Annotated in this window: 24 protein-coding genes, 1 other RNA gene and 1 pseudogene; 11 read left to right on the forward strand and 15 right to left on the reverse strand. The window is 51.1% G+C overall.

Going from position 1 to position 24,361, the window contains the following annotated elements:
- Positions 1 to 6: 6 nt before the first annotated feature.
- On the reverse strand, positions 7 to 294 hold the full coding sequence (locus EA20_RS0103060) for an RnfH family protein (RefSeq protein ID WP_024965434.1): 288 nt from the start codon (positions 292 to 294) through the stop codon (positions 7 to 9).
- Positions 287 to 721, reverse strand: a complete 435-nt coding sequence (locus EA20_RS0103065) for a type II toxin-antitoxin system RatA family toxin (protein WP_024965435.1) — start codon at positions 719 to 721, stop codon at positions 287 to 289. Before EA20_RS0103065 ends, EA20_RS0103060 begins: the two co-directional genes overlap by 8 nt.
- A gap of 158 nt (positions 722 to 879) precedes the next feature.
- Here EA20_RS0103065 and smpB point away from each other — a divergent pair, with 158 nt between their 5' ends.
- From smpB to EA20_RS0103075, 3 genes are all read left to right on the forward strand, one after another.
- Positions 880 to 1,362, forward strand: a complete 483-nt coding sequence (gene smpB / locus EA20_RS0103070; protein WP_024965436.1) for an SsrA-binding protein SmpB — start codon at positions 880 to 882, stop codon at positions 1,360 to 1,362.
- 49 nt (positions 1,363 to 1,411) lie between these two features.
- Positions 1,412 to 1,775, forward strand: a transfer-messenger RNA (tmRNA) gene (gene ssrA, locus EA20_RS20060).
- 182 nt (positions 1,776 to 1,957) lie between these two features.
- Positions 1,958 to 3,151, forward strand: a complete 1,194-nt coding sequence (locus EA20_RS0103075; protein WP_024965437.1) for an integrase domain-containing protein — start codon at positions 1,958 to 1,960, stop codon at positions 3,149 to 3,151.
- A gap of 171 nt (positions 3,152 to 3,322) precedes the next feature.
- Here the strand turns inward: EA20_RS0103075 and EA20_RS0103080 are convergent, their stop codons facing one another.
- The 4 genes from EA20_RS0103080 to EA20_RS0103095 all read right to left on the reverse strand — a co-directional run bounded on the left by EA20_RS0103080 (position 3,323) and on the right by EA20_RS0103095 (position 7,278).
- Positions 3,323 to 5,020 (reverse strand): AIPR family protein, encoded by a 1,698-nt coding sequence (locus EA20_RS0103080; protein WP_024965438.1) that lies wholly within the window; start codon positions 5,018 to 5,020, stop codon positions 3,323 to 3,325.
- 318 nt (positions 5,021 to 5,338) lie between these two features.
- On the reverse strand, positions 5,339 to 6,151 hold the full coding sequence (locus EA20_RS0103085) for a hypothetical protein (protein WP_024965439.1): 813 nt from the start codon (positions 6,149 to 6,151) through the stop codon (positions 5,339 to 5,341).
- Positions 6,152 to 6,168: 17 nt separating this feature from the next.
- On the reverse strand, positions 6,169 to 6,444 hold the full coding sequence (locus tag EA20_RS0103090; protein ID WP_024965440.1) for an ogr/Delta-like zinc finger family protein: 276 nt from the start codon (positions 6,442 to 6,444) through the stop codon (positions 6,169 to 6,171).
- Between the two features lie 90 nt (positions 6,445 to 6,534).
- Positions 6,535 to 7,278 carry a hypothetical protein gene (locus tag EA20_RS0103095; protein ID WP_024965441.1) on the reverse strand — a complete coding sequence of 248 codons (744 nt, stop codon included), beginning with the start codon at positions 7,276 to 7,278 and terminating at the stop codon, positions 6,535 to 6,537.
- A 524-nt stretch (positions 7,279 to 7,802) separates the two neighbouring features.
- On the opposite strand from EA20_RS0103095, the gene EA20_RS0103100 reads away from it, so the two are divergent.
- From EA20_RS0103100 to EA20_RS0103125, 6 genes are read left to right on the forward strand one after another with little or no spacing between them, the layout of a single operon-like run.
- Positions 7,803 to 8,069, forward strand: a complete 267-nt coding sequence (locus EA20_RS0103100) for an AlpA family transcriptional regulator (RefSeq protein WP_024965442.1) — start codon at positions 7,803 to 7,805, stop codon at positions 8,067 to 8,069.
- Positions 8,066 to 8,284: a hypothetical protein gene (locus EA20_RS0103105; RefSeq protein WP_024965443.1), complete on the forward strand. Its 219-nt coding sequence runs from the start codon at positions 8,066 to 8,068 to the stop codon at positions 8,282 to 8,284. The genes EA20_RS0103100 and EA20_RS0103105 overlap by 4 nt, the downstream gene beginning before the upstream one ends.
- Positions 8,285 to 8,292: 8 nt before the next feature.
- Positions 8,293 to 8,832 (forward strand): host cell division inhibitor Icd-like protein, encoded by a 540-nt coding sequence (locus tag EA20_RS20065; RefSeq protein WP_071995373.1) that lies wholly within the window; start codon positions 8,293 to 8,295, stop codon positions 8,830 to 8,832.
- Complete coding sequence (locus tag EA20_RS0103115; protein WP_024965445.1) at positions 8,829 to 9,053, forward strand: hypothetical protein; 225 nt, start codon at positions 8,829 to 8,831, stop codon at positions 9,051 to 9,053. The genes EA20_RS20065 and EA20_RS0103115 overlap by 4 nt, the downstream gene beginning before the upstream one ends.
- Positions 9,050 to 9,373: a DUF5375 family protein gene (locus EA20_RS0103120; RefSeq protein ID WP_024965446.1), complete on the forward strand. Its 324-nt coding sequence runs from the start codon at positions 9,050 to 9,052 to the stop codon at positions 9,371 to 9,373. Before EA20_RS0103115 ends, EA20_RS0103120 begins: the two co-directional genes overlap by 4 nt.
- A gap of 14 nt (positions 9,374 to 9,387) precedes the next feature.
- Positions 9,388 to 11,718 (forward strand): primase-helicase zinc-binding domain-containing protein, encoded by a 2,331-nt coding sequence (locus EA20_RS0103125; protein WP_024965447.1) that lies wholly within the window; start codon positions 9,388 to 9,390, stop codon positions 11,716 to 11,718.
- Positions 11,719 to 12,498: 780 nt separating this feature from the next.
- On the opposite strand, the gene EA20_RS19510 is transcribed toward EA20_RS0103125, so the two are convergent.
- Positions 12,499 to 14,760, reverse strand: coding sequence for a restriction endonuclease (locus EA20_RS19510; protein WP_024965448.1), 2,262 nt, complete (start codon positions 14,758 to 14,760; stop codon positions 12,499 to 12,501).
- A gap of 329 nt (positions 14,761 to 15,089) precedes the next feature.
- Here EA20_RS19510 and EA20_RS19515 point away from each other — a divergent pair.
- Positions 15,090 to 15,230: pseudogene (locus EA20_RS19515) on the forward strand (arsenate reductase); the annotation flags it as partial.
- A 1,041-nt stretch (positions 15,231 to 16,271) separates the two neighbouring features.
- A complete protein-coding gene (locus EA20_RS0103140) occupies positions 16,272 to 17,126 on the forward strand; it encodes a PA4780 family RIO1-like protein kinase (protein WP_024965449.1) in 855 nt (284 codons plus the stop codon).
- A 406-nt stretch (positions 17,127 to 17,532) separates the two neighbouring features.
- Here EA20_RS0103140 and phnE (EA20_RS0103145) read toward each other — a convergent pair whose 3' ends face one another.
- The 8 genes from phnE (EA20_RS0103145) to phnL form a co-directional block, all read right to left on the reverse strand.
- Positions 17,533 to 18,417, reverse strand: coding sequence for a phosphonate ABC transporter, permease protein PhnE (gene phnE / locus EA20_RS0103145; RefSeq protein ID WP_024965450.1), 885 nt, complete (start codon positions 18,415 to 18,417; stop codon positions 17,533 to 17,535).
- A gap of 1 nt (position 18,418) precedes the next feature.
- Positions 18,419 to 19,273, reverse strand: a complete 855-nt coding sequence (gene phnE / locus EA20_RS0103150; RefSeq protein WP_024965451.1) for a phosphonate ABC transporter, permease protein PhnE — start codon at positions 19,271 to 19,273, stop codon at positions 18,419 to 18,421.
- 81 nt (positions 19,274 to 19,354) lie between these two features.
- A complete protein-coding gene (gene phnD / locus EA20_RS0103155) occupies positions 19,355 to 20,281 on the reverse strand; it encodes a phosphonate ABC transporter substrate-binding protein (protein ID WP_024965452.1) in 927 nt (308 codons plus the stop codon).
- A gap of 26 nt (positions 20,282 to 20,307) precedes the next feature.
- A complete protein-coding gene (gene phnC, locus EA20_RS0103160) occupies positions 20,308 to 21,138 on the reverse strand; it encodes a phosphonate ABC transporter ATP-binding protein (protein ID WP_024965453.1) in 831 nt (276 codons plus the stop codon).
- An 82-nt stretch (positions 21,139 to 21,220) separates the two neighbouring features.
- Entirely contained in the window at positions 21,221 to 21,991 is a 771-nt protein-coding gene (gene phnP / locus EA20_RS0103165) for a phosphonate metabolism protein PhnP (protein WP_024965454.1), read from the reverse strand.
- Positions 21,988 to 22,524 carry a ribose 1,5-bisphosphokinase gene (phnN, locus tag EA20_RS0103170; RefSeq protein ID WP_024965455.1) on the reverse strand — a complete coding sequence of 179 codons (537 nt, stop codon included), beginning with the start codon at positions 22,522 to 22,524 and terminating at the stop codon, positions 21,988 to 21,990. Before phnN ends, phnP begins: the two co-directional genes overlap by 4 nt.
- Complete coding sequence (gene phnM, locus EA20_RS0103175) at positions 22,524 to 23,660, reverse strand: alpha-D-ribose 1-methylphosphonate 5-triphosphate diphosphatase (RefSeq protein WP_024965456.1); 1,137 nt, start codon at positions 23,658 to 23,660, stop codon at positions 22,524 to 22,526. Before phnM ends, phnN begins: the two co-directional genes overlap by 1 nt.
- A complete protein-coding gene (phnL, locus tag EA20_RS0103180; RefSeq protein ID WP_235192624.1) occupies positions 23,657 to 24,361 on the reverse strand; it encodes a phosphonate C-P lyase system protein PhnL in 705 nt (234 codons plus the stop codon). The genes phnM and phnL overlap by 4 nt, the downstream gene beginning before the upstream one ends.

The raw sequence follows: 24,361 nt of genomic DNA on the forward strand, positions 1-24,361 counted from the left end.
AGCGCCTTATTTTTTTGCTGCCCGCTCAGCGCGCAGGCGCCGCAGCTCTTTGGGGTCAGCAATCAGGGGACGATAAATCTCAATGCGGTCGCCTCCCTGCACTTCATCCTGTAGCTTTACCGTCCGGCTGAAGATGCCGACCTTATTGCGGGAGAGATCGATATCGCTACGCAGTTCAAGAAGGCCTGATGCCCGGATCGCCTGCTCGACGGTACTGCCCTCTTCCACGTTCACTGTGTAGAGATACTGTTTGTCCGGCAGCGCATAGACCACTTCAACAGCGATGTCAGACACTGTAAACCTCTTTGGCCCGGTGCGTAAAAGCCTGCACCATGCTGCTTGCCAGCTCTTTGAAGATGCGACCAAAGGCCATTTCGATCAGCATATTGCTGAATTCAAAATCCAGATTCAGCTCAACCTTGCACGCCTCATCGCTTAACGCAGTAAAAGTCCAGCCGCCGCTAAGCTTACGGAAGGGCCCGTCGACCAGTTGCATATGGATACGCTGATTATTCGTTAACGTATTGCGCGTCACAAACGTTTTACTGATGCCGGCCTTGGAAACGTCCACGGACGCCGTCATCTCCTGTTCACTCGAATCCAGCACGCGGCTGCCCGTACACCCTGGTAGAAATTCCGGATAGGCATCCACATCGTTTACCAACCGGAACATCTGCTCGGCGCTGTAGGGCACCAGCGCGGAACGGCTAATCTGAGACATAATGTTTCCTGTTAATCTTCAATAGATAAATAATAACATCGCCGGCGGGTAAACAAAAATTCGGAGCCGCCAGCGTTCTGCTAAAATAGCGCTTTTCCCTGCGTCCGTTGTTACAGGGGATGCCATCAACCACCGCTTCATGTAAACTAAGTAGCACTATGACAAAGAAAAAAGCACATAAACCCGGTTCTGCTACCATTGCCATGAACAAGCGGGCCCGCCATGAATACTTCATTGAAGAAGAGTTCGAAGCGGGGCTGTCGCTACAGGGATGGGAAGTCAAATCACTCCGCGCCGGCAAGGCCAATATCAGCGAAAGCTACATACTGCTGCGCGATGGTGAAGCCTTCCTGTTCGGTTCGACCTTTCAGGCGCTGACGGGAGCCTCGTCACATGTGGTCTGTGACCCTACGCGCACCCGTAAGCTGCTGCTGAAACAGCGCGAGCTGGATACGCTGTTCGGTAAAGCGAACCGCGACGGTTATACCATCGTGGCGCTATCGCTCTACTGGAAGAACGCCTGGGCTAAGCTGAAAATTGGCGTCGCCAAAGGCAAAAGAGAACACGACAAGCGCGATGACATTAAAGATCGTGAGTGGAAATTAGACAAAGCGCGTATTATGAAGCACGCCAACCGCTAAGCCACTGGCACAGAGGCTGGTTTTTCTGATATACTGCTGAACAGTACTTGGGGCTGATTCTGGATTCGACAGGATTTGCGAAGCCCTAGGAGCATGCCGAGGGGCGGTTGGCCTCGTTAAAAGCCGCAAAAAAATAGTCGCAAACGACGAAAACTACGCACTAGCAGCTTAATAACCTGCTTAGAGCCCTCTCTCCCTAGCTTCCGCTCTTAAGACGGGGATCAAGAGAGGTCAAAAACAAAAGAGATCGCGTGAATACCCTGCCTGGGGTTGCAGCGTTAAATCCAATCAGGCTAGTTTGTTAGTGGCGTGTCCGTTCGCAGCTAACCAGCGAATGTAAAAACTGGACTAAGCATGTAGTGCCGACGGTGTAGTAATTCTGGACGCGGGTTCAACTCCCGCCAGCTCCACCACATTATGTACCGGATACGTCCGGGGAAGTCCTGAAAGCCCGCCTGGAACCAGCCTCGCGGGCTTTTTTACGTCTGTAGTAGTCCGTAGAGATCCAGCCAAATCCGGTGATAATTGGTATACGTATTGGTATACGGTAAGATGTATGCCAATAACGTATACCAATTCAGGCAGAAAACCCCGCATGGCACGGACTACACGCCCCCTCACAAACACAGAAGTTCTTCGATCTAAAGCCACTGATAAAGATTTGACTCTGCATGATGGCGACGGACTGTTCATGGTGGTGAAAACCACCGGCAAGAAGCTTTGGCGCTTCCGTTATCAAAGGCCAGCGACAAAGCAGCGCACCATGATGGGCCTGGGTGCTTTTCCTGCCCTTTCGCTGGCAGATGCCAGACGCGTGCGTGCTGATTACCTTTCCTTACTCGCTAATGGCATTGACCCACAGACGCAAGCCGAACAGCTCACAGAACAGCAGCAGATCGCGTTAGACAGCATTTTCTCAACCGTGGCCGCTAACTGGTTTGCTTTGAAGCAAGCCAGCGTTACGCCGGATTATGCAAAGGATATCTGGCGCTCTCTTGAGAAAGATGTTTTTCCTGTCATTGGAGAGATCCCGGTTCAGGAAATTAAAGCCCGAAAGCTGGTTGAAGCATTGGAGCCGATTAAGGCCCGAGGTGCTCTCGAAACCGTTCGTCGTCTGGTACAGCGTATCAACGAGATTATGATTTATGCGGTTAATACCGGGCTGATTGATGCTAACCCTGCTTCTGGGATTGGTATGGCTTTTGAGAAGCCTAAAAAGCAGAATATGCCCACGTTGCGACCGGAGGAATTGCCGAAGCTTATGCGTTCACTGGTAATGTCTAATCTATCCGTTCCAACTCGTTGCTTGATTGAATGGCAGCTCCTTACTCTCGTGCGTCCTTCTGAGGCTTCTGGTGCTGGATGGGCAGAGATCGATCTCAATGCAAAAATTTGGACGATTCCAGCCGAACGGATGAAGGCAAAGCGTGAACACATTGTACCTTTGTCACCTCAGGCTTTAGATATTTTAGAAGTGATGAAGCCTATCAGCGCACATCGTGAACATATTTTTCCTAGCAGAAATGACCCAAAGCAGCCAATGAATAGCCAGACTGCAAATGCTGCGCTGAAGCGGATTGGTTATGGCGGTAAATTGGTCGCACATGGGCTTCGCTCAATTGCCAGTACAGCTTTAAATGAAGCTGGTTTCAACTCAGATGTCATTGAGGCAGCCTTAGCTCATAGTGATAAAAATGAAGTTCGCAGAGCATATAACCGCTCAACTTATCTCGTTCAAAGGAAAGAACTTATGGCATGGTGGGGAGAGAGGGTTTCAAAAGGTGTATAACCTTCCCCTACTAATATGGAGATAATTACCTCTAAAATCAGTAAAAAACGAAATCTTCCCATTGCAAAAACTTATCGTTGAGCGTACGAAACGGCTTGATTATGATGTTGTAAATTTTAAGAATTGCCACTTGGAAGAGTAATTATTAAGGCGAGCTAAGCTCGCCTTCAATCATATTTTATCGAGCATTTCGTCTAAAATGGCTTGCCGTTTCATTCTATCATCAGTTATATCCTCAACTGATAACACTATATCCACAGCTTTTTGGAAGGTCGCTTTAATTTTGTCTCCATGTTTGGTCATTTCAGTAATAATTTTGGTGCAGTAAACATCCATTTTTTTTGAGCCGGGTTTAGGGATGTCTTTTCCAGCGATGAGAGCGCCTACAACAGCCATAATATGCCATTTATATTTCCTTATATTCTGAGGTATATCGGCATTTGATGTAAGTAAATGCAATCTATATAGAGTTAGACAGGCCGAATAGAAAACAATTTCCTTAGTTTCATCACTGAATATTTTTTCAGCGAGCAACTCATACATTCGCTTAGGATATCTATAGGATAAATCAGGCCTTCTAAAGAACATTGCTGAAACACACTTTGCCGCCATATGAACTGAAAAAACCCTCACAGCAGCAATATCTCGACCTATATATTGTCGCTCTCGTCTTTCAAGGTAAAGTCTTCCATCGTGGCCTTCAAAGGTGTCGAAATATGCTTCAACCTTTTTAATTATCGGTCTCAAAGAGTAGAATTGAGTTTCTTCAACCTTTGTTTGACTATTTGTGGCGCGGACCAACTCAGAAAAAACATCTTCATTGGATGTTTCTACAACTTTCAAATTAACCATTAAATCATCATCTAAATCATCTTTACATTCATAAAGTACATTCGATGTTTGACAACCATTTACAATCTGGAAATTATCAAGATGTAAAATACTACCTTGAAGACGCACATCCGGACTAACAATAGTTATACCGTTATTAAGAACAGGGAATCTCGATGCGGCGTTTTTATCTTTTATCGTTTCAGCTATTGAAGCATTTACAGGATTCTCTATGCCTAAGAAGGCTCTGACATTTTCTACAAAAACATGATTTCTTAACGCCCCTTCATCAGTGATAAGTAGGTTATCAACAAAATCTTTAGCCTTAACTACTGCTAAGTAAGCCTCGTCAATACCATTTATCTTAGGCAATGCAGCATTACTGAAAAGTGGTAACTCGGCACTAACCACTGAATAAGTATCAATCCAAGTTTTGGTAAGTTCATCTCTGTCAACGAACTCTACGCTTACATTGCAAAAATAACCAAGTTCTTCAACCTCACGTACAAAACTTTCTTTTGCACTTTCAAGTTCTTTGGGTTCTTTATAAATTCCTGTTGCAATGTATTTTGCTGTGAATGTAGGTTTACCACCTCGTATTTTAGGAACATTTTTTATAACCACATCAAATATGGAGCGCGCGTTTTTTTGCACATCGTCTACTGCGGAGTAAGGCTCTTCATCAACAAACCTGAGAATTGACTCCTTAAACTTCAGAAAGTCGCCAAGATCAAAACCTTCGCTTCTTTTTGATTGGATAAAAACCAGGTCAACATCATGATTTTTTCTCTGAGATGAAAATACTGATGCTGCATCCTCAGGAGAAATGCATAGCTCTTCATCAATAATGATGGCAACGCCATCTGTGCCATCATCGCCTGTACCAGTTGTTACATCGTCTAGTTCAAAGTCAACATTTATACGTGAGGAAAGCATGGCTTTATTACAAAACAATTCGAATTGAACATCTTCATTATTACTTTCAAGTCCATAACTTTTTACGAAGCTATCAAGATGAGCCTTAACTATTCTATGCATGGATCAATCCTTAAAGAGGGCATTTCTAAAATAAATCTTATCACTGTTTAAAGCTTGTTCATATAACCCACTTAATGGGGCTACATATCGTTTTAACCCCCGAGCGCGCTCTCGTACCCCCGCCACGCCTGCCCGCTTTATGCAGCAGTTTTCATGCACCTGCATGATTAGCTCTGTGCCGCGCCGCAGCTGGCCTTTCCTGCCGTTCCGGGATGCCGGAAAGTCATGCGTTTTCATGCGGCATAGACATGCACTCACGCAGCAGGCGTAAAAAAGCCCGGGGCTGACCGGGCTTCGGTGAGTCTCTGAGTCTGCCGCTCAGAAAAGTTTACGCTTGCTGCGGTCGGTTCTGGCTCCCCTGAAAGGATGCGCACCGCTCACGCTCAGCACGTCATCCCGGAACATCAGCGGCTGGTTTACCCCCGTCCATTGCTTAATAAGGTTCTGGACATATTCACGGTAAAGCGTGTCGGCATCGTTCGCACCTTCAATAACGCCCGGTTCATGCGTTGAGCCATTACGTTCAAACTGGCTGTACTTCATCCTGAGCAGGCTGCTCAGCTCGGCGCCATGAATGATAAAGAAGTCATCAATAAGCGTATCAATGCGCTCATCCGTGATGCCCTCATGACAGAATACGTAAGCGTTAGCCTTTCGTCCGGTCACGTCTGCCAGTACTGGCAGCTGCTTTTCCTTTTCGGCAACCAGCCCGGCAAGGTCTGATGCCGTTTCCTGCTGTTCCAGATACTCCGCGCGCAGTGCCTTCATATCCGGCGTGACGTTGCCGCCATTCTGTCCCAGCATTTCACGGAAGCGCGCCCTGTTGTCCCGGCTTGCCTGTTCCATTTCTGTTTTACGCTGGCGCAGCTCGCTGAGATTTTCAGTGGCGGCATTTTCGGCCTGCCTCGCTTCCAGCCAGGCAAGCATCTTCACGTTGAGGTCTTCGATACGTAAACGCCAGTCAGGGGAAAGGCCCTTCACCAGCTCGGTGGTGTGGCTGATAACGTCAGCCTCGGGTAATCGCAGGAGCCATCCGGATTCCTTAAGTGGCCGCTGTACTCTGGCCTGCGCCGTACCAATACGATTGCCGGCGGCCTGAATCTGTTCGTCGGTCATCTGCTGCTGTGTCATGCTGCTTTTCCTCTCTGTCAGGGTTGTGCGTGGCGGTCTTTGCGGGTGCTAGCTGAACCATAGCGGCCCAGCGTCTGCGGCTGGCGAACCGGGACGTCATTCTGCGGTTTAGGCTCTGCCGCCACGGGCTTGTGCGGTTTCATGATGATTTTCTCCACGCTCTCAAGCGCGGTAAAGGTGCACGAACAATCCAGATTCCGGCACTGATACCAGGTTCGCTTGACGGTGGGAGATTCATAGGCGCTGGTACGCGTGTGCGATACCGTGCCGCATTCCGGGCATTTAAGCGCCATCAGCTGGCCCCCTGGTGCGTATCAGACTTTCAGAACGCTGCCGGTAACGAAAGTGTCTGGCAGGCGAGTTGCTGTGCTGGCAGTCCTGCCTCATTGTGCTGTGTCCTTCGCGGCCATTTCACGCTTCATGAACAGTGTATGTCGTGTCATCGGGCTGGGCGCATTACGTGCATCGTGATGCGCCTGTGATTCAGCACTGAGTCCTATCCCCGAAAGCAGGGCATCTCCTTCGGTGGACGGAGAATGCTTCATCGCTTTTTCGGTAATGTCTCCCCGGATGAACTGCTTAATTTTGGTCTCTGCATCATCCACGCCCTCATAGCCACCGGCATGATAAAGCTCCATTGCGTGCATCCGCAGGCTGAGGGCCTGCATCATTTCCTCACCATGCTCTGCCATGAACCGTGACCATACGTGGTGCGAGTAAACCATCATCAATGATTTGTGGGCAGTGATGTATTCTTTTGCCCGGTCTCCGGAGGCCCACGGGAGGGTTTCCGTTTCGGTCTGAAGTGTGTTCAGCAATTCATCAAACTCGTTTAGCGTCTCGCGGGCCAGTGCGATATCCGTACGCAGCTTCTTCATGCGCGGCGTCATGCTGCCCTGGTTTTCCCGGAACAGCTCGCGCCACTCCTCGTTCATGAGCTTCGCTTCAGCTTCTGTTTCTTGCCTGCGTCGTTTAATGGTGGCGGCCATCGTTGCGGCATCAGTCTGTTGCTTGCGTGCAGCAAGCCATGCTGATTTAGCGGTCTGTACTTTCTCAAGCGCCTGTCGGGTAGCGGCGGGTAATGCGGTGGTAAAGTCTGCTTCGGGGGTGCGCTGGGTGCCGGTCATGTTATTTCCTGCCTTTTCGGTTTTGGGAAGTCAATTGTGCCGGGGCTGGCACAGCTGAACCACCGGATGCCGTTGTCTCAGCGACCAGACAAAAAGACCTTCTTCTGGCCAGCCAGGAAAAGGGCTTCGTAAACCCACCATGCTGATTTTACTTTTATATATATCCTTCACCTTTGTTCACTCTTAAGAAAAAAAGAGTAAATACAGGAAATTAAGGGGTGAACAATCGGAAAATAATCCTTCACCCTCTGTTCATCATTGTTCACCCAGAGTGCTTTAGAGAAAGCGGCATGTTTAGAACACTTTGGAATAAAATACAGAGCTGATTTGATTAAAAGAAAATAACGACATTGCCAGGGTTTACCTTTAATTGCCATGAGTTTACATCTGGAGGTACTGCCCAAAAGTCAATGTTTGTTATTGAAAAAACAAACATTGTGATCATCGTTTATATACTCAAAATAAAGAGCTACCAGAGACCGGGCACGTCCGCCCGGCTCATTACGGAACCCTGAGAGGTAGCCATGTATAACACTGTTTCCGCATCCTCATCCGCTCCGGCGGCCCCTGTTTTACCTTCATCGCTGCCCGCTCAGGAACGCTTTATCCGCCTGCCGGAAGTGATGCATATCTGTGGTTTATCCCGTTCCACCGTTTACGACCTCATCAGCCGCAATGCCTTTCCGGCGCAGGTCTCGCTGGGCGGAAAAAATGTGGCGTGGGTTGCCAGTGAAGTTGGCGACTGGATGAATGATCGCATTGCCGCACGCGGTCAGGAGCGTTTGTCATGATTGTGCTGACCATAGGGGGCATAACGCATGATTTATCCGTTGAGGATGCCAGAAATCTGGCGCTGGCAATCGCTGCGGATGTCGACAAACCGGGTCTGGTTCAGCGTTTTCAGGGTGTAAAGACTGCATTCAGCTTAGGGGGCCTGGACGCATCCGCCGGTAAGGCCGATGTGGAAAACCTTTCCCGTGCCGGTATTTCCCTCACCTACTGCTGAGGCACCCTATGATATTTTTCTTCTGCTTCCCCGGCTTGCCTGCCGGGGCATTTTCCTGCTACATTCCTTTCGCTGCCGCAAAATCGGCAGCCGGGATTTGCAGCCCGTGCAACTCAATGGCGACACCAGACGCGCCATGCGTCTTTTTTTACGTCGTAGCTTCGGCTTCCCTATTTTTCGGGCAGTGGCTTTTATGCCTCTGTCTGTATCAAATAATGGTGGCCCGGGCGGGGCAGCCCTCGGGCTGGCCGGTATCCATTGAGGCCGGTACTGCAAACCCTGTTCGGGCTACCACCCATGAGATTTGCAGCTCCGGTGGTGGCATTAACCGCTACTCATTGGAGACTGCCATCATGGCTAAAGTCACTCATTCCCCACATATTCAGTTTGTCTTTGTTTTTGCCGCCCTGCGCCGCTGTGAGCGCCACTCCCGTATACAGATGCTGCGCACCGTGGCTGCCAGTGAGCGCGCTGCGCGCCTGACACTTGCACGTGATTACATTCTGTCACTGGCCGCCCGCCTGCCGGTCAGGGAGGTGCACGCATGAGCCACGCCAGCATTTCTCATGAAGATATTCTTCGCCTCGACCATATCCGCAACGTCGGTCAACTGGTTTCTGACCTGACCCGGATTCAGGACTGCCACGAAGCTCCACCGGCTGACCAGCATGCGCAGCTGGCCTCACTTATTTACCTGATGACCGCCCAGCTGGACGGCGTGGTGACGCGCTGCCATGACGGCTGGATGAATGAGGAGGTGCAGCCATGAAAGAACGTACCCTGTCGCCCGCTTTAAAAGCCGCGCTTTACCGCCGCGCGGTGGCCTGTGCCTGGCTGACCCTGTGCCATGAGCAGAACCGCTATCACTCCCTGACGCTGGCGCGTGTTGAACACGCTATCGAAACCGGGCTGGAAGGATTTTATCTGCGCCAGCACGGACCCCAGCGTGGGCAGGAAATCGCCTGTGCACTGCTGTCTGACCTGATGGCCGCCGGGCCGCTGAAAGCCGCGCCATGCCTGTCCTTTCTCGGACAGGTGGTAATGGATGAACTGTGCGGACGTCTCAAAGACGTGCCGGTACTGCACTGAGGGAGAAAAATATAATGAAAATGACCGTATCAGAGGCGGCCACTGCCGCCCGGGGCCAGTGGCCCCGCATCCTCCCCGCACTGGGCCTGACGGTGGTGAAAAACCGCCATATGCCGTGCCCGGTCTGTCAGGGCACTGACCGCTTTCGCTTTGATGATAAAGACGGACGCGGCACCTGGATTTGTAACCACTGCGGGGCCGGTGACGGTCTCACCCTGGTGGAAAAGGCGCTCAGTATTTCCCTGAGCGAGGCCGCTGTACGCGTCAGTGAGCTGAGCGGCGTGCTGCCACCGGTACAGCCTGAGTTCCTGAGAACAAACACGGCTGACACCGAAGCAGCCCACCAGGCCGCCGCCATGCTGGCGCAGCAGCTGGTCAGCACGTCGAAAGCAGCCACCGGTAACGCCTACCTGTCCCGCAAGGGCTGGCCGCAGCATAATGCCCTGGCGCTGACGAAGCCGCATAAGGTGGCAACCATCAGCTACCGTCCCGGTGACGTGGTGGTGCCGCTGCATGATATGGCCGGACAGCAGGTCAACGTCCAGCTGATTAACGCCGCCGGTGAAAAGCGCACCTTAAAAGGCGGTCAGGTGAAAGGTGCCTGCCACGTTCTCGGCAGTGATAAACCGGCAAAGCGCATCTGGCTGGCAGAAGGGTACGCCACCGGGCTGACAGTGCATAACCTGACCGGCGATGAAGTGTGGGTGGCACTGTCGTCCGTGAACCTCCTTTCTCTGGCTGGCCTTGTCCGCGAAAAACACGCCACGCTGCCCCTGCTGATTGCCGCAGACCGTGACCTGAACGGTGACGGGCAAACAAAAGCAGGTAAGGCCGCAGAAGCCTGCAACGCCACGGTAGCCCTGCCACCCGTATTCGGTGACTGGAATGATGCCTTTATTCAGAACGGCGCGGATGAAACGCGCAGGGCGCTGAGCGACGCGGCCAGGCCAGTACGCACCAGCCCGTTTACCACCATGAGCGAGGCGGAATTTTCAGCCATGAGCGTCAGCGACAAGGCGGAGCGTGTGTCTGAACATTATCGTGACCGACTGGCCGTGGACGCCAGTGGTGAAATTCTGAGCCGTTACCGGGCGGGCGCGTGGAAGGTGATGCCCGGCAATCAGTTTCGCCGTGAGGTGGCGGCCCTGTTCCTTAAAGTTGGGGCCAGCTTTTCATCGGCGAAGGTGGCGGCTATCGTCGACACGCTGAAACTTATCGTGCCGCAGCAGGCTGAACCGGCCCGGCGTCTGATTGGCTTTCGTAACGGCGTTCTGGACACCCACACCGCGACGTTCAGCCCGCACCGTAAGGATTACTGGCTGCGCACCGTCAGTGATGTGGACTTCACGCCACCGGTTGGCGGCGAGACGCTGGAAAAACACGCGCCGCACTTCTGGCGGTGGCTGGACCGGGCTGCCGGACGCAGTGCAGAGAAACGCGACATCATTCTGGCCGCGCTGTTCATGGTGCTGGCAAACCGCTATGACTGGCAGCTGTTTCTTGAGGTGACCGGCCCCGGTGGCAGTGGTAAAAGTATCATGGCCGAAATCGCCACCATGCTGGCCGGAACGGATAACACCACCTCTGCAACCATCGAGACGCTGGAGTCTTCACGTGAACGCGCGGCAGTGATTGGCTACTCACTGATTATTCTGCCTGACCAGGAGAAATGGAGCGGCGACGGTGCGGGTATCAAGGCCATCACCGGCGGCGATGCGGTATCCGTTGATCCGAAATACCGTGACGCCTACTCAACCCATATCCCGGCAGTTATTCTGGCGGTGAACAACAACCCGATGCGCTTCACCGACCGCAGCGGGGGCGTGTCACGCCGCCGGGTCATTCTTCATTTTCCGGAAATCGTTGCGGCCAGCGAGCGCGATCCGCAGCTGAAAGAGAAAATCCGGGGAGAGCTGGCCGTTATCGTGCGCCAGCTGATGCAGCGGTTCAGTCAGCCGCAGGATGCCCGCGCACTGCTTCAGTCGCAGCAGAACTCCGGCGAGGCAATGCGCATCAAGCGCGATGCCGATCCGATGGTGGACTTCTGTGGCTACCTGTTTACCGCACCGGAGCCAAACGCGCTTTATATGGGGAATGCCAGCATCCGGCCCGCACAGCCACGCCGCTATCTGTATCACGCTTACCTGTGCTACATGGAGGCCAATGGCTACAGGAACCCGCTGAGCATGAAAATGTTTGGCCTGGCGCTTGAAGGGATTTTACGGGAATACGGGCTGAACTACCTGAAGCGACGAACGAAGCTGGGGATCCAGACCAATCTGGATCTGACGGAGGAGAGCAACACCGACTGGCTACCAAAGTGTGATGACCCGGCAGCCATCTGAGCCACACGGAACCGGCGCAAGCCGGTTTTTTTACGCCTATTGTACACCCGTGGTGTAGAATTCAGGCGATTCTACACCCATACTTCACCACCTAATTAGTTGAATTTAAAAGTATTAAATAAAAGGTGTAGAGTGTGAAGTATTTTTCATAAAATCTTTTTTTAAGGGCACCTCGCTTCCTGCTCACTCAAATGTTTTGAAGTACCTGCTTCCTCGTCATCTGACACTTCCATGCCGCTGAAGGGCAAGCTGCGCACTTCTCGCCCGCTTTATTCTTCAGGATGTGCTGATTAATGCCCAAGGTATTATTTCCGCCAAGTGCCAAGAGCAGACAATGCTAAGTTCGGAACGTACTAATCGGTAGGGGCAGGTCAGGTGGATGTGGCAATTAAAGGACAACTTACGATGGAGGCCAGAAAAGTTAAACCGGAAACGCGTGTACGATTTGAATGGAATGGTCCAATTCTAACAATGCTCTGAGATTGGGAATATAAGGGCCAAAAGCTGAGTTACAGCAGTGCAGAGTTGCGGCAGGACTATGAAAGAGACACCGAAATGGTTGGGGCTGTTGTGGATTTTTGTGTGATCCAAATGGGACTTTTGGAAAAGGGAGTTGATGATGCAGCACCACAATGAAATCTTTTGAAAAATCAATTTTGAACTATTCAGCTGTGCATTATGATGTATCAACAGCAAACCACCGGGCTGGCCTCCGGTGGTCTGCGCATTTATGCAATAATATTTTTCATATGTGGCCAAAATGGTGAGTTATGAAATTAGCTAATGTTTTTTAAATAAATCGTTTATATAGCTTTCGATATGTTCTTTTTCATCTCTGTGGCTATGGAAGCGATCTCTTTGATCCTCATAATCGTAAGAGTCATAGAGGTGTGTAGACGCATCAACTTGACTATACATATATTCAATTTCATTGTCATCAAAGGGTAAATCGTATTCACTAATTAAATCATGTAGCATGTCATATGCAATTTCATCAGCTTTAGATCTTTCGTCATCATCTAATGATTGAATTTTTCCTGTTCCAGATAAATGTTCGTCATAATTTTCATGCCAATATTCTTTGATATGTTCCATGAGTTCATGAGTAACTTCCTCTCCTTTTATTGCAGGTCGAAGGTTGATTAAGTGTGCTAAGGGGAGGTAATCGTCATGGTTAAGAGTATATCTCCAACTAGACCTTATGGCATAATTTATAAAGTCAGAGATGAATTTATCTGAAAATAGACTTGCAGCCTTTTTTACAGCCCATAACACGCACTCCCCAACTTCGTAATCGTAAGTGAGATATTCTTCTTTAATGTTTAAAAATAAGCTCGGATAGACCATTCTGTTTTTATTGGTGGAGATTAAATTGGAATTTATAATCGAATGAAGAAGATGAATTGAGTAATCATTTAAGCATTTAAGATCAACAGCATTGAGTACTGACTCCAGCACTGAAACAAATACATCTGCATTAATTTTCCTATTGCTGTACAAAGAGAACAAAGTGTTAATTGATTGATTTGTCTTAAGGGCTGAAAAGTAAAGTGCAAGAGAGGTTTCATCAGTAGCATAGCGATTGATGATATAGTCAGACACTGATGGGTTGAATGGTGTCAGTCTTATCATTACATTTTTATCTAGCTGTGTCAGGCTTCTATTAAGTGTTGATTTTATTGACTCTTTTATGTATTCATCTATTTTGTTTACTTTGGAGTGAAAGTTATTTTTATATTTGATATTGAAAATGCACTTTAATGCATTTTTACAGTCTCGTTCTTCAATGTTATTAGAATTAAAAACAACCAAGCAAACCAGATCAAGGACTTCCTCACGTGTTTGATTATTGAAACAGTGCGACCAGATCATTTCTGGATTGTCTAATGAATTTTCGATATATGACCAAAAATTCGAACTATCGATTCCTGATATTCTATCGCTATCTGTAATAAACGATATAAGCCGTGGGTTAAAGTTTGGATGATGTATTATTTTAAAATAATTACGATTATCATAAAAAGTATCAATGTACTCCTGCGGTAATGAACTATGCCAAACATGATTGTAAAGTATATCAGCCTTTTCTATATCAGTAAGATCTGATACATTTATCTCAAGTTCTTTTTTTTCAATTTTTTCTATATTAAATATATCACTGAGATTTTTAGCTCTGTTTAATATGTTGGTTCTTGACGTCAAAATCATCTTTTTGTTTTTGTCGGTAATGATTTTTTTAATAAACTGAACGATTTTAGAATCAGAGTTTCTAGTGAAAATTTCTAAAAGAGTAGCGCCGAGAAAATCATCAAAATAGAAAAATTGCTTTCTCTCTTTAAAGTATATAGATTCAATTTCTGAAATTGATCCTTCAATGTGGTAAATTTCATAGTCGCGATTGCAATGCATAAGCATCACTTGTTTTGCAAGAGTGGTTTTACCAACGCCAGGTAAACCAGTGATGATTACAACTTTGTTTTCATCTAAAATATCTAAAGCTTTTTGTAATTGCTTAGTTTCGATGAATTTGTATGATTCTTTCCTAGCATCTTCAATCAGGAAGTTACTATTTTGAATTGCAGCATTATTTAGCATGCTCATTAGAAAATTTGTACTGGAAAGCCAAAGTTTGTAATGGTTCCGTTCTATTTCGGGGTGAAGTGCTAAAAGATCATTGAGATACTCAGGACCAATGATGTCATTATTGCTTAGAATGTAAGGATTAAATAAATCGAAGATTTCTTTTTTATTACCAGGGGATAAACCAACGCTTGTGATGAAAATGTATCGATTAGGTTTTAATTTTTTAACTTTTGCAACTTCTTCGCTTTTAAGTTTACTTAATAATCCACTATAACCAGTTTTAACATAATGTTTAACTTGGATTATTACTTCGCCAGAGTGATAAAAACGACCATCAATTCCACCATCTTTTCCTGATTTAAAACGCTCAATAAGCAGATTTTCTCTCTTGCTTAAGAGGTCTGTAGCTAGTCTTTCAAACTCTTCATTATTGAGTGCTCTAAAATCATAGTTTGTCATTGGAGTTCTTAATAAGTGGCTGAAAATGATAGCAATGTTACATGGTGGAAAAATCAAAAAAAAGTGGAATGATGATAGATTGTTATATTTATAGAGTTCATAAGGATTAAATTGTGATTTAGTGCATGATTTTGCGCAAAATTGCACGATTTTTCAAGGTAACTAAAAGATGTGCCGCGTCGTATATGGCGCAGTTTTGCTGCCTTTCAGAAAGAGCACAAAAATGGGGTATTAATGTGCGCAAGCGAGGCGGGGAAGCAAGCGCGCGCAAAGGTAGGCAGGTCACTGGTTCACTGCATTGAAGGACTCTGTACCTCCGCAGACCTGCATTAGTCGTTACGCCGCTTGGCACTCGTCTTTGCCGACCTTCAGAAATAGTGCTGGATATTCTAAAGGAAGGTCAGAAAGGAGCGTTTACCAAAGAGGATGGCGAGAAGGTCATTGACGAAACGGGGAAGCGGGTTAAGTAATCTGCCCACTTCAGAATATCGGACGCCTGTTTACACTATGCGGGCGTCCGGTTTTCGCTCATAGCGGACTATCATCAGATCACATTTTCAGTTTTGTAATTGGGCTTTTCGTCACTGAATGCCGTTTTCCTGTTCAGTACGCCTAAACTTCGTGTCCCTTTCCGATCTATGTAACGTCAAGCGAGCTTCGGGGCTAGAAACATGCGAAACGATATAAGCAAAACCAGCCCTTTACCTACTTGAAAAACGCCTTAGTGAACGCGATTGGTATACGGTTAGGTATACCAACCAAAGTTGAATTAATAAAATTACTTATAAAACATAATATTGAATAAAAGATTCAGATTCCGCCAGCCCACCAAATTCTTGATCGATGGCTACCAGAACCATCCGATGAAGTCCTGAAAGCCCGCATGGCACAAGCCCTGCGGGCTTTTTTGTGCCTCTGATTAGTGCCGCGAAATCTGAAGTGGCTCAACCAAACGCAGAACTTTAAGACCTCCAGCCCGACGCCCCTTTCATGAATGGTGCGATCAAAGCGCCTGATGCTACCGAATTTTCCCCATAGCCAGGCGAACAAACTCTTCCAATTGCGTAAAGCGTCCCCCTGTCCTGAAACGCGCTACATTCTTTCTGACTGTTATGGCCTGATTACCCCAAACCTGCCGCGGCAATCAGACCATCCAGCCATGCCTGATAACCATTCAGTATTATTCGGGCAGCTCTTCGCCAGTTTCTGTGCTGACACGATAATTCAGCAGAGAAACCTGCCGTCGGATTCACCGTCAGGACAGATCTCAAAACCAGCGCAAGCTCTCTTTTTCGCACAGCCTTTATCCCAGGCAGCCTGATATGCGCCAACCCTGATTCACAATCCTTCAACAGGCTGTTTTATCATCAAAACAATAAACGCTGAACGCTGCCCTTCCCCCACCATTTTCAGGTAAAATGATCGTCTTCACTCAGACACTGCCAGTTTTTTCCCGTATCGCCATCACCGTTATGGATACGAAAAGCGGCTGAAATAAGGTATAAAGCCGTATGAAAATCCCAAACAGAATCCAACCTCTGGTCGATGATGGCCTGGTAGATACCGTGCTGCAGCGGCTGAAAAGCGGTAAGGAAGCAGACGTCTATACCGTGCTGTGCGGCGACAAAATTCAGTGTGCCAAAGTGTACAAGGAAGCGAGCCAGCGCAGTTTTAAGCAGGCGGTGCAGTATCAGGAAGGCAGGAAATCCCGCAACAGCCGTAACGCCCGCGCCATGCAAAAAGGCTCGAAGTTCGGTCGCAAGCAGCAGGAAGAGTCCTGGCAGATGGCCGAGGTCGATGCGCTGTTCCGGCTGGCTAATGCGGGTGTGCGCGTGCCGCAGCCCTATATCTGCATCGACGGTGTGTTACTGATGGAGCTGGTGACTGATGCGGAAGGCGCCGTTGCCCCGCGTCTCAGCGATGTGACTCTGTCAGAAGAAACTGCCCTGGCCGATTTCGATACGATGATCCGTAATATCGTCCGCATGCTGTGTGCCGGTTTGGTACATGGGGATTTATCGGAGTTCAACGTGCTGCTTGATGCGCAAGGGCCAGTAATTATCGACCTGCCCCAGGCTGTGGATGCCGCTGCCAACAACCATGCCGCGGCCATGTTTGAACGTGATGTCAATAATATCACCGCTTACTATGGTCAGTTCGCGCCGCAGCTGCTCAAGACCCGCTATGCCAAAGAGATCTGGGCGTTATATGAAGATGGCAAGTTAACGCCGGAAACCACGCTGACCGGCCGCTTTGTAGAAGAGAAGCATAAGGTGGATATGAACTCACTGATGGATGAAATCATTGCGGCGGAAGATGACTATTATGATCGTCAGCGGGCCAAAAACGAGCGCGACGAGCAGTAGCGTCCCGACCGGTAGCACCTGACCGCGCAGGATTATGGGCTGATTGCCGCATCCGCGGCTGATGCGCTTTATCTCAATGGAGCACGGCCGCCACGCGGCAAAACAGGTTGCCTGTTATCGTACAGGGCAACCTGTTTTTCGTTGTAAAAGGCGCTGGATTTGAATCCACCACGTATTACGCGATAACAGGGCGATGGCTATTACCAGTATCCAGTCTGCTACTTACCTGTCACAGCGTTGCAATAGTGACGCACCCTGCCCCTTGCTGAAAGCACATAGCTGACGTCCCGTCTGCCTTCCCTTCTCATTAACTCTTAAACGTCCCTTAAATACGCTCGCAACCGTTCAGGGTAAATATCTGCACACATCCTCTGCTTACGCTTTCACGGGGCCGGTATGAGTGCCATTAGCTACGGGCGGCAGGCTGCCACAGCGGTACCGCTTTGCCAGTGATATAGCGTTTACGCAGACGGCTGGAAATCGCATCCATCGTCATTACCACGGCCACCAGAATCAGCGTGATAAACATCACCACATCCCAGTTCCACAGCCGCATATTTTCGGCATACACCAGCCCTACGCCGCCCGCACCGACAAAACCCAGCACCGCAGCAGAGCGGGTGTTTGATTCAATCTGATAAAGGCTGAGCGCCAGAAAGTTAGGGAACGACTGCGTAAAGATGCCGAAACGGTGTTTTTGCAGGCTGTTAGCCCCCACGGCGGCCAGACCCCGGCCTGGCGAACGCTCAACGGCCTCATGCCCTTCTGAATAGAGTTTGCCGAGCAGTCCTACGTCCTGCATAACAATCGCTAACACCCCGGCCAGCGGCCCCATACCAACCGCACGCACGAAGATAAGCCCCCAAATCGCCATATCGATGCCACGCAGCACATCAAACAGGCGGCGCATCATAAAGGCTACCGGCCTGGTTAGCCTGCCATGCATAACGTTGCGCGCTGCCAGAAAGGAGAGCGGTAACGCCAGCAGCGAGGCGGTAATCGTACCCGCAAAGACAATCGCCAGCGTGATGCCAATTTGCGAGAAGTAATAACTGAAAGGCCAGCTGGCAAAGTTCTGCCAGACAAACATGCGCAGAAAGTAGCGCCCCAGTTGCTGGCTGCCGGCGGCTAAACGGCTCCACTCAATGCCATAGACGGTGAAAAAGAAAAGGTAATAGAGCAGCACCGCCAGTGCCAGCAGGCCGATACGGCGCAGATAGCGGTTCTGGGCGGCAAACAGCTCAGCGTGCTGCTGCTTCATTTTACGGGTGTCAGGCGCAATCGCGATCATCTTATCCCTCCACCACACGGCGGCGTAACTTACCGGATAACGTATCCAGCAACGAAACCACAATCAGGATAAGCAGCAGCGTAATGCTGACCTGATCGTAACGATCCAGCTTGATATTAGTCATCAGCTCCTGACCAATACCGCCCGCGCCCACCAGGCCGAGTATCGTCGAGGAGCGAAAGTTAATTTCCAGGCGCATAAAGCTATAGGAGAGAAATGCCGGTTTGACCTGCGGCCAGAAAGCGAAGCGCATGCGCTGCAGTTTGCTGGCTCCGCACGCCGCCAGTCCGCGCACCGGCCTGTCGGAGGCCGATTCAATCGCTTCATAAAACAGCTTGGTCAGGCTGCCTACGGTATGCAGCATCAGCGCCAGGAAGCCGGGTATGGCACCAATCCCGAACGCCATAACAAACATGACCGCCCACGCCAGTTCCGGCATGGTGCGTAAAAAAGCGACAAAGGAGCGGATAGCCAGGCGCACGCCTGCGGGGGTCTGAGTATTATCAGCCGCAAAGAACGCCAGCACGCTGGCCAGAGCGACTGCCACCAGAGTGGAGGCCAGCGCCAGTTGCAGCGTCTCCCAAATCAGCGGCAGCTGGATCGGCAGCCGGTAGCCCCAGTAAGCCAGCGATCCTTCGGTTTTACCATCTGCAAAGAGCAGCGGCAGGTGTAGAACCGGTACGATCTCGCGCAGGTAATCGAAGAAATCAGGCAATGACTGCAAGACAGTGACCAGCTTAAATTCGGCCAGATGGCTGGCCGTGAGATAGAGCACCACCAGCAACAACGACCAGATTAACGTATCGCGCTTCTGCTGAGTGCGAATGCGCTTGTAGTAGCGTTCGAAATCAGTCACGGGGGAGATCCTGTGGGTGAAAGAGCCGGGCCTTTACTGCCGGACAGTGAAGTTAAAGGTGCGCCCTGAGGCGCACGTGACTTATCCGCGCTCGCCTTTCATCAGATCGCGTTTCATATCGATGATGTTTTGATAGTCTGCAATAGTGGCCGGGCCAATATGTTGCTCACCGCCCACCGCTTTGACGAAGCAGGCGTGGTCTTCTTTATCCAGCTTTTTGATGGCAGCCACGACTTTCTGTTTGAATTCAGCCGGCAGCTTATTACTTACCAGCAGCGGACCGTTCGGGATCAGCGGCGACTGCCAGATAATGCGAATTTTTTTCATCAGATCGGGCTGATCCATCCGGATCAGACGACTGAACGCGCCCGCGGAGTAACCACTGTCGTAGTCGCCCACCATGGAAGTCCAGGTCACCGCGCCGTCAAACTGGTTATTGAGCACGCCGAGAATGTCCTGTTCATGGCCGCCAGAGAAGGTCACGCTGGAGAAGGTGTTGTTGTATTTGTTATCGACGGTGCCACCAAACTCTTTTTTAAATGCCTGGTTTGGCATCAGAAAACCGGAGGTAGAGTCGGGATCGGCCATGCCGAACGCTTTGCCTTTCAGATCGGCCAGCGTTTTATAAGGGCTGTCAGCCTTGACGATCACCACAGAGTGGTAGCCACGCGAATTATCTTTGTCATCCACCACCACACCCACTACCTCCACAGCCTCGGGATCCTGCAGGTGCACCGACGCGAAAGAGGCGGGCGACATGCTCAGTACCATGTCGATCTTTCCACCCAGTAACCCCTGGATGACGCCCGAATAGTCGGAGGAGTTGCGCAGTCTGGTATCCACGCCCAGCTCTTTATCAAAGAAACTTTTCACACACTGATTATCGCCAATCTGCTGCGTGGCGTTTTGTCCGCCCAGAATGCCCAGATTAAGCGTTTTTGGTGCCTCTGCGGCAAAAGCGGCTGAGGTCATCACACTGGTCAATAAAGCTAAAGATGTCAGTTTCATTCGAAGTTTTTCTCTTGCCGTGGGAGTTAGTAGAGTTGATTAATTTCATCGCCATAGAGCTGGTGCAGCAGGCCGTCGGTAAGCCGGGAAGGATGGCCGTCAAACATGACTACGCCGCGCTGAATACCGATTACGCGGGTACAATATTGTTTTACCAGGTCAACAGAATGCAGGTTCACCATCACGCTGATGCCCTGACCGCTCACCTGACGCAGCACATCCATAATGCGCGTGGTATTTTTGGGATCGAGCGAAGCGACAGGTTCATCCGCCAGCAGAATTCTGGGGTTTTGCATCAGGGCACGGCAGATCGCCACACGTTGCATCTGGCCGCCGGAGAGGTTTTCTGCCCGCTGCAGCGCCTGCGGCAGCATATTCATCCACTGCAGCAGCTCAATGGCAGCGGCGCGATCGGCATCGGAGAAAACCTTGAAGAACGAGCTAAGCGTTGAGGTCCGGCTAAGCCGGCCCAGCAGCACATTCGTCAGCACGTCCAGCCGTGGCACCAGGCAGAAATCCTGAAAGATCATCCCGCACTCACTGCGCCATTGCCGCATCTGACGGCTGTTGAGCGCGACGATGTTCTGGTTAACTTCGCCGTTTTGCAGGCTGTAAATGGCCCCTTCGCTGGCGCTGATGGTGCCGTTCAGCATATGCAGCAGCGTCGATTTGCCTGCGCCAGAACGGCCAATCACGGCCACCAGCTCACCCGCATGCAGATCGAAACTGACATTATCCAATACCCGCGTCTCGCCAAAAGCCTTGCTCAGTCCCTGTACTGACAAGACTTTCTGTCCGCTTGGGGTGGAGGGGTGCAGCTCGTTATCGACCACTGTTTTCAGAAGTACCTGGGCCATAGTGTGTTCCGTTTCGTTAACCGACCGTAAGTTGAGGCCTATTAGGGCAATGCGCAGTGAATGTTCAATGACAGTAAGATGATCAAACAATGACAGCCTGATCGACGCCCATTCCCAGCGTCAGCCCATCGTATGCCGGGCGGATCGCTGTTGGCAGACTGTTTTCCCGCAGCCAGTTATCCATCTCATGGCTGAGATGGGTCAGCCAAGCCTGACGGGGTTGCAGGCTGGCTATCGTCGCCAGCGCGCGAGTCACATCATTGTGGTTACGCGCATCGACGCGCGGCGGATCGTTGCAGTCGATAATCAGTTGATCGATCTGCTGTCCCCGGAGGAATTCTGCGGTATCGGGCGGCAAGCCGCAGGTGTCACAAAGCCATGCCAGCCGGGTACCTTGCCAGTCAAACAGATAACCGTACGTCAGCCGCGAATGCTGGAGCGGCAGCGCGATGACCTGCAGTTCACCAAACTGTTGCGGCACAAAAGGCGTCAGCGCGGGCCGGAAATTGAGCAGGCCGGGATGTTTAAACAAATCATCACAACCCCGTTCATCGGGCGGTCCCCAGACCGGAATCGGCTTCCCCATCCCCCAGCGCAGCGCAAATAATCCCTGCACGTGATCCATGTGATAATGCGTCAGCAGAATGCGCGTCAGCTCGCCTGGCTGAAAACGTTCAGTCAGCAGCGGTAATCCGGCATCCAGTAAGATACGTTCCCCGCCCACCTCAATCAGCGCACTGCAGGGCGCGCGGCGAAAACGTGTCTCCAGCCGGGCACGACCACAGGCCTGGCAGCTGCAGCCAAAAAGCGGCGCTGCGGTAACGCCACCCGTGCCGAGAAAAGTCAGTTTCATCGGTAGTTCTCCAGCAACTCACTCAGCCGCGCCACGGTATGCTGCAGCGCACCATCGTTATTCAGCAACAGAACGCCGGCAGGTTGTGGCTGCGCCGCTCGTGCCAGACGCTGCCTGATCTCCGCCTCACTCTCCCTGCCGCGACGCCGCAGTCGCGCCTCCAGAACCTCAGGTGAAACCTGCAAACAAAGCGGCAGCAGCTGGCCGCCAAAGCGCTGCTGTGCCTGCGGCAGATGCAGGCGGGAACCGTTCACCAGCACGTTCTGCCCGCGGGCAAGCCACGCCTCGACCTCGATACCGATTCCGTAGTGATAGCCATGCGCCTGCCAGCTGAGAGTAAATAGCCCGGCGGCGGCGCGACGCGCAAATTCCGGCTCACTGAGCGCTACATGGTTTTCGCCGCCTGCATCAGCGGCGCGGGTGATATAGCGGTGGGCGATAATCAGATTCGCGGGCAGCGACTCCCTCAGCGCGCCGAGCAGGCTGTCTTTGCCCGATCCCGATGCGCCAGTCAGCCAGATCAGGCGCGCCATCAGTAAACCTGACGGCCTTGTGACCAGACATGGCTGATATGCGGATAGCCGTGCTGCGTGTGCGCCAGGATCAAATCGGCACGCAGGCCTTCTGCAATCGCTCCGCGGTCACTGAGTCCCAGCGCCTTCGCCGGATTACGGCTAACCAGCGCCACCGCCTGCGGCAACGCCAGGGTATTACGCTCGTCCGAGGCAAGACGAAACGCCGCTTCCAGCAGGCTGGCGGGATAGTAATCGGATGAGAGGATATCCAGCATGTTGTGCGCAGCCAGCTCCCAGGCAGCCACGTTGCCGGAATGCGAACCGCCACGCACAATATTTGGCGCGCCCATCAGCACCTGCATTCCCAGTGCACGCGAGGCGCGCGCCGCTTCGAGCGTCGTGGGAAACTCAGCAATAGCGCTACCGGCGGCCTGTGACTCCGCCACATGCGCGGCGGTGGCGTCATCATGGCTGGCCAGTACAATCCCCCGTTTGCGGCACAACGCGGAAATGGCTTCCCGGTTGGGCTGCGACCACTCCGCCGCCAGCATTAGCTGCTCGCGCTCAAACGCATCCATCTCCCTGTCGCTGAGCTGATATTTTCCCTGATAATACTCACGGTATTTTTCCAGCGAGGCGTATTGACGCTGGCCTGGTGAATGATCCATCAGCGATACCAGCGCCAGCTCCGGCGTTGCCATCAGCGCTTCAAACAGCGGTAACGTGGCGTGGTGCGGCAGTTCACATCGCAGATGCAGCAAATGTTCAGCGCGGTTCAGGCCCTTTCGGTTGCTCTCCTGAATGGCGTCGATCATTTTGCTCAGGTTATCCAGCCGGTGGCCACCATCGCGAACATCCCCGACGCCGATCGCATCCAGCACCGTGGTGATACCGTTCGCCACCATCAGGGCATCGTGACTGCTCATGGCTGAATGTGCGGGCCAGTCAACCTTCGGGCGTGGTGTGAAAAATTTATCGAGGTTATCGGTATGCAACTCAACCAGCCCCGGCAGCAGGAAGCCGCCCTCACCGTCGAGGGCGCCCGGCTGGCGGCTGCAGGTTTCGCTAAAGCTTGAAATACGTCCGTCGCGCATCTCCAGCGAGCCGGTGATCGCTTCATTCTCCAGCACTAACACCACATTGTTAACGATCATGCTTCGGCTCCTGTTTTTGCGGGCTGCATAACATGCAGACGATCGGCGACCCGTTCGCGCACGACTTCATCATGAAAAATACCGACGATTGCTGCGCCACGTTCGCGCGCCTGTTCAATCAGCGCAATTACCGCCGCGCTGTTAGTGCTGTCGAGCGAAGCAGTGGGTTCATCCAGCAGGAGTACCGGGTAATCAGCGATAAAACCGCGAGCAATATTGACCCGCTGCTGCTCGCCACCCGAAAAGGTTGAGGGAGCCAGTCCCCACAGACGCTCAGGCACGTTAAGGCGGGTCAGCAGTTCTTTAGCGCGCCGTTCGCAGAACGCCCGATCGACGCCACGTTCCAGCAGCGGCTGCATGACGATTTCCAGCGTCGGTATACGCGGGATTACCCGCAGGAACTGACTGACCCAGCCGATAGTGTGGCGTCGAATCGCCAGCATCTGCCGGGCCGGCGCCTGCGCCATATCGATCCACTCATTCTGATGCTGTAACCAGATATGGCCGCTGTTGGCCTGGTAGTTGCCGTAAAGCGCACGCAACAAGGTCGATTTTCCGCTACCGGAATAACCGTGTAGCACCACACATTCTCCCGAGTTGATCTCCAGAGAGACATTCTCCAGTACCGGCAGGCTGACGCCGCTCTGGTTGTGAAGCACAAAGGTTTTACTCAGTTTCTCGACGCGCAAAATTGTTTTCAT

Source organism: Pantoea sp. IMH (genome assembly GCF_000599885.1).
Classification (GTDB): Bacteria; Pseudomonadota; Gammaproteobacteria; order Enterobacterales; family Enterobacteriaceae; genus Erwinia.